Here is a 7,271-nt window from a genome sequence, read left to right as displayed (position 1 = left end):
CTCATATCTATCATTTGTGTGATAAACCTGTATAATTCGCCGCCTATCTATACCCTGATGATGTTCACCGATGGCCAGTCCGATGTCGGGGCATCATTACGGTATCAATACCTATTAATTGGTGTGTGACCGTTATCGGTTGTCACCCAACGGCTCGTTCATATTCATACCTAGGAAGACTTCTTTGATCTCTACTGCCAACATCACCATGCAATTTGGTGCAGAACCCTTATTTGAAAACATTTCTGCTAAATTCGGCAACGGTAACCGTTATGGGTTAATCGGTGCGAATGGATGTGGTAAGTCGACATTCATGAAGATCCTCAGTGGTGCGCTGACACCAAGCTCTGGTAACGTTTCGATGACGCCTGGTTTGAAGCTCGGCGTGTTGAGTCAAGATCAATTTGCCTTTGAGCAATTTAGCGTGATTGATACCGTGATCATGGGCGATCGTAAGCTGTGGGAAATTAAACAAGAACGTGAACGAATTTACTCATTACCTGAAATGAGTGAAGCCGATGGCATGGCAGTCGCTGAGCTAGAAAGCGAATTTGCCGAGATGGATGGTTATACTGCGGAAAGTCGCGCGGGAGATATTCTACTGCAAGCAGGCATTGAAGAATCGCTGCATTTTGGTTTGATGCAGCAAGTCGCTCCTGGTTGGAAACTGCGTGTCTTATTAGCGCAAGCTCTGTTTGCTAACCCCGATATTTTATTGCTTGATGAGCCGACCAACAACTTGGACATTCATACCATTAACTGGTTAGCAGAAGAGTTGAAGCAGCGCAAATGTACCATGATCATCATCTCTCACGATCGCCACTTCTTAAATGCCGTCTGTACCCATATGGCTGATATTGATTATGGTGAGCTACGGATTTATCCGGGTAATTATGATTATTTCTTAGAAGCATCAAGCTTGATTCGTGAGCAACTGCTAGCGGGGAATGCCAAAAAAAACGCTGAGCTGAATGAGTTACAAGATTTCGTCAACCGTTTTGGTGCCAACGCTTCAAAAGCTAAGCAAGCCAGTTCACGTGCCAAGAAAATGGATAAAATTAAACTTGATGAAGTGAAATCAAGTAGCCGAGTAAGTCCACATATTACCTTTGGTGAAGGGAAAAAACTACATCGTCAAGCCCTTGAGTTACAAGAGCTAGCCCATGCCTTCGATGAAGGGCCATTATTTGAAAAAGGTAACTTGTTGCTAGAAGCGGGAACTCGATTGGCGGTAATTGGTGAAAATGGTGTCGGTAAAAGTACCTTATTGCGCTGTTTAGTCGGTGAATTGGCTCAAACGCAAGGCGTAGTCAAATGGTCAGAAAATGCCTCCATCGGTTATTGTCCTCAAGATAACACCGCCGATTTTGATAACGATTTAACCGTCTTTGAGTGGATTTCACAATGGCGCACCGCAAAGCATGATGATCTGATTGTACGTGGTATTTTGGGGCGTCTGCTGTTTAGTGCCGATGATGCCAACAAAAAAGCCAAAAGCTGCTCCGGTGGAGAAAAAAACCGCTTAATGTTTGGTAAATTGATGATGTTAGACGTCAACGTTTTAGTCATGGATGAACCAACCAACCACATGGATATGGAAGCGATTGAAGCGCTAAACACGGCGCTAAAAGGTTATAAAGGTACCTTGATTTTTGTTAGTCATGACCGAGAGTTCGTATCTTCTTTGGCGACGTCGATTATTGAAATTAAAGATCAGCGCCTGCAAGTCTTTCAAGGCACTTATAACGAGTATCTTGCCCATCAAGAAAAACTACTCAGCGCCGCTTAGGTTTGTTATACCGATCGCCACGATGGTTAGATAATCGTGGCGGTTCATCTTTATAGTCTTATTAAAGATCGATTGATTGCCACTCAGGCAGTTTTTTAATCGCGATGGTTAATGCATTAAAGCAATCCACATCAATCGCGGTGTGTAGGTTGTCTTGCATTATTGCTAGTGCCTGAGGGATAGGAATCGCGCCGCGATATGGCCTTTCAGCGGTAATCGCATCGAAGATGTCAGCGGTAGTGATGATCCGAGTCATTAGTGAAATCTCTTCGCCTGCTAATTGTCGCGGATAACCGGTCCCATCGAGTTTCTCGTGATGAGCGGCTGAAATGGTTGCCAAAGAGCGGAAAGCTGAGATGTTGATTAAGATTTGTTCAGTAAGTGAGGCGTGAGCTTTAACGGCTTCCCATTCTTGATCGTTGAGCTTATCGGGTTTATCCAAAATGGTATTACTGACCCCAAGTTTACCCAAGTCATGCAGCAAAGCCGCGCGTTTTAGCCAACGACGTTCGAGCGGGTCAATACCTAGCTGTTCGGCGATTAAATCAGCATATATCGCTACGCGTTGGCTGTGATCGGCGGTATAGGGACTTTTCGCGTCGACAATTTTGCCAAAGGCACTAACAATATCATCGAAATAATCATCATCGAGATAAATATTCGCTTGAGCCGGAGCCATTGCCATTATACGTTGGCGTATATCTTGCGCTTTGAGCCCATCAACAAACGATTCAGTTTTAGCAATAGAGACCAGAGTATCCACTAACGCTGGGTCAAACCATTGACCACTGCGTGATTGCACTTCTTGTAAAGCGGTTGAGAGATTGTGTTGGTATTGAAATACGTCCACCACTTGAGAGAGTAGGGCGATACGAGAGTAAAGTGGAATTTGTTCTTGCTGCAATTGTTCGGGTCTACCCTTGCCGTCCCAATGTTCATCTAAACTGTGGATACCTAGCGCAACCGGTTCAGATAAGCGCAGCTCACGAGCAATGTCAGCGCCCCGCGTGCAGCGAGTTTGAATTAATTCTTGTGCGTAATCACCGCCATTTTTCAATATATCCAGCGTTGTGCTGATCCTTTCTATCCAACTTTGCCCAGCACCTGCATGTTTGATGACAAAATTTATCGCGCTGGATAAGCTGGTGCCGATGGTTTTGTAATTACGTTTAAATGTACGATCATCGGTCATGTATAACTCACAAATTCGCGCCGCGTTACTACTACAGCCCGCATCTTTGAGTAATAAGGTAAAAAACAGATCGTGGCGTTGTGTCTCATCTAGGCCAATCGCTTGGCCAATGTGCATGCCAATCCAGCAGCAACGAATACAATGCTCTGGCGGTTGCCCTTCCGTCATATCGAGTGCGGCAGTTAAGGCTAACATCAGTTCAGAGAGCGGCATGAGGGGCTTAGAATAAGGTTGCGGTATGTGGTTTTCTAATATCGAATTTTCATGCATTAAGGACGGCTCTCAATAGCTTGTTACGGATATCCTTAGCTTAGTCGATTGTCGAGCGGATAGGCGAGAAATCAGCGAGTATCGATAAATCGCACCGCATTAATTTATGCCGTGCGATGTTGATGATTACCCTAAGACTAAGCGTATTGCGCTTCGACTTGATTGGCTTTTTGATAAGCGGGGTGTGTGGCCAACTGACGCAAATAACGCGCAATATTTGGATAGTGTTCGATGACACCATCTTTGACCAAAATCTCAGCAATAAATGACATCATGATATCAGCCCCTGTGAGTTGCTCGGCGACCAAATAGGTTTTATCGACTAAAGATTGGTCAAAATAGCGCATTACTTGCGCTGCTTCGTGATCAGCATAGCCTTTTAAAAAGTTGGTTTGACAACCATCTTTTGCGACAAACATCTGTAATAATAACGGTAAAATTGCAGAGCTTTCAGCAAAATGTAGCCATTGTTGATAGTGAACGTAATCAACACTGCCACGTTGCGGAGCAAATTGTCGGCCGTATTTGTCAATTAAATAATCGGTGATCGCCCCCGATTCGGTAACGATCAGTCCATCATCTTCAAGGACAGGTGATTTACCGAGAGGGTGTACGGTTTTTAGTTCGGGTGGTGCGAGAAACGTCGCTTTATCCCGTTGATAAGCGACAATTTGATAGTCGAGTGCCAATTCTTCCAGTAACCAGATAATCCGCTTTGAGCGTGATTGATTAAGATGATGCAGGATGATCATGATTTTTTCCTTTTAGATTGAAAGTGGTTGATTGACTTCAATCACCACTTTGCCAAAGTTTTTACCTTCCAGTAAACCGATAAAGGTTTGTGGTGCATTGTCTAAACCGGAGATGATTTGCTCGCGGTAGTGGATTTTTCCTTGGCTAAGCCATTGACTCATCTCGCGGGCAAATTCGCTATAACGATCGCCGTAATCATCAAAGATGATAAAGCCTTGCATACGAATGCGCTTAGTGAGTAGAGTGCCCATCAGTAGTGGTAAGCGGTCGGGGCCAGTAGGTAGCGCGGTCGCGTTATATTGGGAAACTAAACCACAAACAGGAACGCGAGCTGAAGTATTCAGCAGCGGTAATACCGCATCAAAGACTTTGCCGCCAACATTCTCATAGTAAACATCGATGCCTTGTGGGCAGGCTTGGGCGAGTTGCTGAGCAAAATCATCCGCTTTGTGATCAAGACACTCATCAAATCCCAGTACTTGTTTGGCATAACGGCATTTTTCTTCTCCGCCTGCAATACCGACTACGTGACAACCTTTGATTTTGCCAATCTGGCCGACGGTTGCGCCTACAGGGCCAGTTGCTGCGGCGACAACCAAGGTTTCCCCTGCTTTAGGCTGACCAATATCCAGTAGTCCCATGTAAGCGGTAAAACCGGGCATCCCCATCACGCCTAATGCATAGGAAGGGGTTATCGGATCTCGCCCCAGTTTCAATATGCCTTCACCATTAGAGATGGCGTAATCTTGCCAACCAGTATAAGCAAGCACCCACTCACCAACAGTAAAGTCTGGGTGATGCGAGGTTTCAACTTGGCATACAGTGCCACCGACCATCACATCATCAATCGCAACAGGTTCAGCATAGGATTTAGCATCGCTCATGCGTCCACGCATATAAGGGTCGAGAGAAAGGTAAATGGTGCGCAGTAATACTTCACCTTGCGCAGGAGTTGGTTTGGCTACGTGTTGTAAACGAAAGTTACTGTCAGTCGGGGCACCATGTGGCCGAGAAGCCAGTACGATTTGGCGGTTGATCGTTTGAGTCATACATCAAATTCCAGTTATTAAATTAGACCAGTCGTCTAATTTTCGTGGGTAAAAAACCGCTATCGAAATAGCGGTATTCTATATAGACAAGCCACTGGTTTAACTTACAGGTTTGCCTTGTAATATTTGCTCGGTGGTGATAAGTGCTTGAGCAAGCCCTTGATTATCTTGACGAAGTTTACTCAGTAGGCTCGCGCCAATCCACAAATTATACAACAGCTCAGCGGTTAGCTGGCTGTGCTGAACGTAAATTGAGCCTTCATTGACACCTTGCTCAATACATTGAGCAATCGCATGGATAATGGCATTCGCCCCATTCAATAGTGCGATGCGCATTGCATCAGAAAGATCAGCGACTTCAGCACTTAACTTGACCACTAAACAGCGCTGCGCATGGCACTGACCTTCACTTTGCTCATGCCAGTATTGCCAATAGCGCATTAATCGCTGGTAAGCGGTGCCGTGTTGTTCGGCAAATAGGTCATGAATTCGCTGTGAGTAATCAGCAAAGTAATCATTGATTAATGCCTCGCCAAATTGCTCTTTCGATTTAAAGTAATGATAAAACGAGCCTTTTGGTACGTCAGCGGTTTTTAACAATTCAGATAGGCCAACATTGGTAAAGCCTTTACTCACCACCAGTTGGTAGCCGACATCTAAAATATGTTGACGAGTATCATTGGTTTTCATGTTCATGACGACACTATAAAAATAACTAGACCAGTCGTCTAGTTATTTTTTCATCATTTTAGCTAAATCGGCAAACGGGTTGTAAGTCGCGCTTTGGTGCTCATCAAGCTTAGCGGTTGACTCAACGCCGTAACGTTCATGTTCGAGATACTTTGAATGCTCATGATCGTGACAATATAAGCATAGCAGCTCCCAATTGCTGCCATCTTCCGGATTATTGGTGTGATCATGATCTTTATGGTGCACGGTTAACTCGCGCAAGTTGGAGTAAACAAATTCCCGAGCACATTTACCACATACCCATGGGTAAAGTTTGAGCGCTTTTTCTCGGTAACCACTTTCTTTACGTGCGTAATTTGCACTCGAACCGTAAAAATCCGACGACATATTGCTTTCCTATCTTTAAATTTTCTTTGACGATATTAAAGACTAAAAGCCGCCGCAGAGCAAAGCTTGTATGAGGTTTTTGTCGGAGAGAAAGCGCTCAGGGCTAGGTTTTGCCTAATAGAGGGTGACTAACAGCTAAACTGTGATTGTCACCGCCACCAAAGCATGATCGGTACTAAAACTATCATCAGCAAAACTTGGGTTAATTAAATGCTGATCCAAAACCGTATAGCCGCTGATATTGCCTTTAGGGGCTGTTGATAAGGGAGAAAAGTCGGCGGAAAGTAGAATGTAGTCGAGCACCAATCCCGTGGCTCCTGCATAATAAGTCGCTTGGCGCATTTGACCGGTTGCTTCGCTATAGATATCCCAACTGTCGTAAAATGCATAATTACTCAGAGGATCTTGCGTTTCTGGTTTACGATACAAAGCTTGAGACATCAAACCTTGAAACTCTTCATGATGCAAAGGCTTATTAAAATCCCCCATTAGTACAAACGGGCGCTGAGTTTTTTGGCGAGTATGAATAATATATTGATGGGTTAAATTGACTTCAAAGCCACGCTGCACGGTAGATAACCAACGGCCAAGAGTTTCTTGTTGCCATTCTTCCACCAGATTGTTCGGAGCTTGGGCGGCTTCCGTAGCGCGCTGAGATTTAAAGTGCACGACATACACATCGATAGCCCCAAGTTTTGGGACTTCAATCGTCGCGTGCAGAGGAATACGATGAAAACTGAACGTTTGGTTTTGCTCAGGGAGAAAAGCTTGTAATGGGCTTACTTGGGTTAAAGGGTAACGAGAAGCCAGCGCGACCACTGGATGGCGATAAATGTAGTCATCTTCAATCATTGGGCTATCGATACACACCACGTGCGGGTAACCCAGAGCATTCATTTGTTGGCGTAGCGCTGCAAAACTGAACACTTCTTGAAAACCAATCACATCTGCGTTCAACTGCTGAATTTTAGTTGCAAACCAAGCGTTTTTTTTCTGCCACTGTTCATTAGTGTATATATTATCAAATTGATAAAATGCGTTGGGCGGCTCTAAGTAGTTAAACAGGTTAATCGTGGCCAAGGTTATCGTCATAAGTATTCTCGTCAGTCGCGTTTAAGTTGATCTTATACCTCCTTTAAAA

Annotated in this window: 7 protein-coding genes; 1 reads left to right on the top strand and 6 read right to left on the bottom strand. The window is 44.6% G+C overall.

Translation table 11 applies throughout. From position 1 onward, the window contains the following. Positions 1-184: 184 nt before the first annotated feature. Positions 185-1,789: an ABC-F family ATPase gene (locus CAG60_RS12635; RefSeq protein ID WP_161439069.1), complete on the top strand. Its 1,605-nt coding sequence runs from the start codon at positions 185-187 to the stop codon at positions 1,787-1,789. Between the two features lie 61 nt (positions 1,790-1,850). On the opposite strand, the gene CAG60_RS12630 is transcribed toward CAG60_RS12635, so the two are convergent. The 6 genes from CAG60_RS12630 to CAG60_RS12605 form a co-directional block, all read right to left on the bottom strand. Beyond that, positions 1,851-3,251, bottom strand: coding sequence for an HD-GYP domain-containing protein (locus tag CAG60_RS12630; protein WP_158144834.1), 1,401 nt, complete (start codon positions 3,249-3,251; stop codon positions 1,851-1,853). Between the two features lie 137 nt (positions 3,252-3,388). After that, on the bottom strand, positions 3,389-4,003 hold the full coding sequence (locus CAG60_RS12625) for a glutathione S-transferase family protein (RefSeq protein ID WP_161439068.1): 615 nt from the start codon (positions 4,001-4,003) through the stop codon (positions 3,389-3,391). 12 nt (positions 4,004-4,015) lie between these two features. Then, positions 4,016-5,053 carry an NADP-dependent oxidoreductase gene (locus CAG60_RS12620; RefSeq protein WP_161439067.1) on the bottom strand — a complete coding sequence of 346 codons (1,038 nt, stop codon included), beginning with the start codon at positions 5,051-5,053 and terminating at the stop codon, positions 4,016-4,018. Positions 5,054-5,152: 99 nt separating this feature from the next. Continuing rightward, a complete protein-coding gene (locus CAG60_RS12615) occupies positions 5,153-5,749 on the bottom strand; it encodes a TetR/AcrR family transcriptional regulator (protein WP_161439066.1) in 597 nt (198 codons plus the stop codon). A gap of 36 nt (positions 5,750-5,785) precedes the next feature. Then, on the bottom strand, positions 5,786-6,130 hold the full coding sequence (locus CAG60_RS12610) for a YajD family HNH nuclease (RefSeq protein WP_004394845.1): 345 nt from the start codon (positions 6,128-6,130) through the stop codon (positions 5,786-5,788). 135 nt (positions 6,131-6,265) lie between these two features. After that, positions 6,266-7,222, bottom strand: a complete 957-nt coding sequence (locus tag CAG60_RS12605; protein WP_161439065.1) for an endonuclease/exonuclease/phosphatase family protein — start codon at positions 7,220-7,222, stop codon at positions 6,266-6,268. Positions 7,223-7,271: the final 49 nt, after the last annotated feature.

This window comes from Vibrio sp. V33_P6A3T137 (genome assembly GCF_009904835.1).
Lineage (GTDB): Bacteria > Pseudomonadota > Gammaproteobacteria > Enterobacterales > Vibrionaceae > Vibrio > Vibrio metschnikovii.
This window is presented reverse-complemented; position numbering and strand designations above follow the sequence as displayed.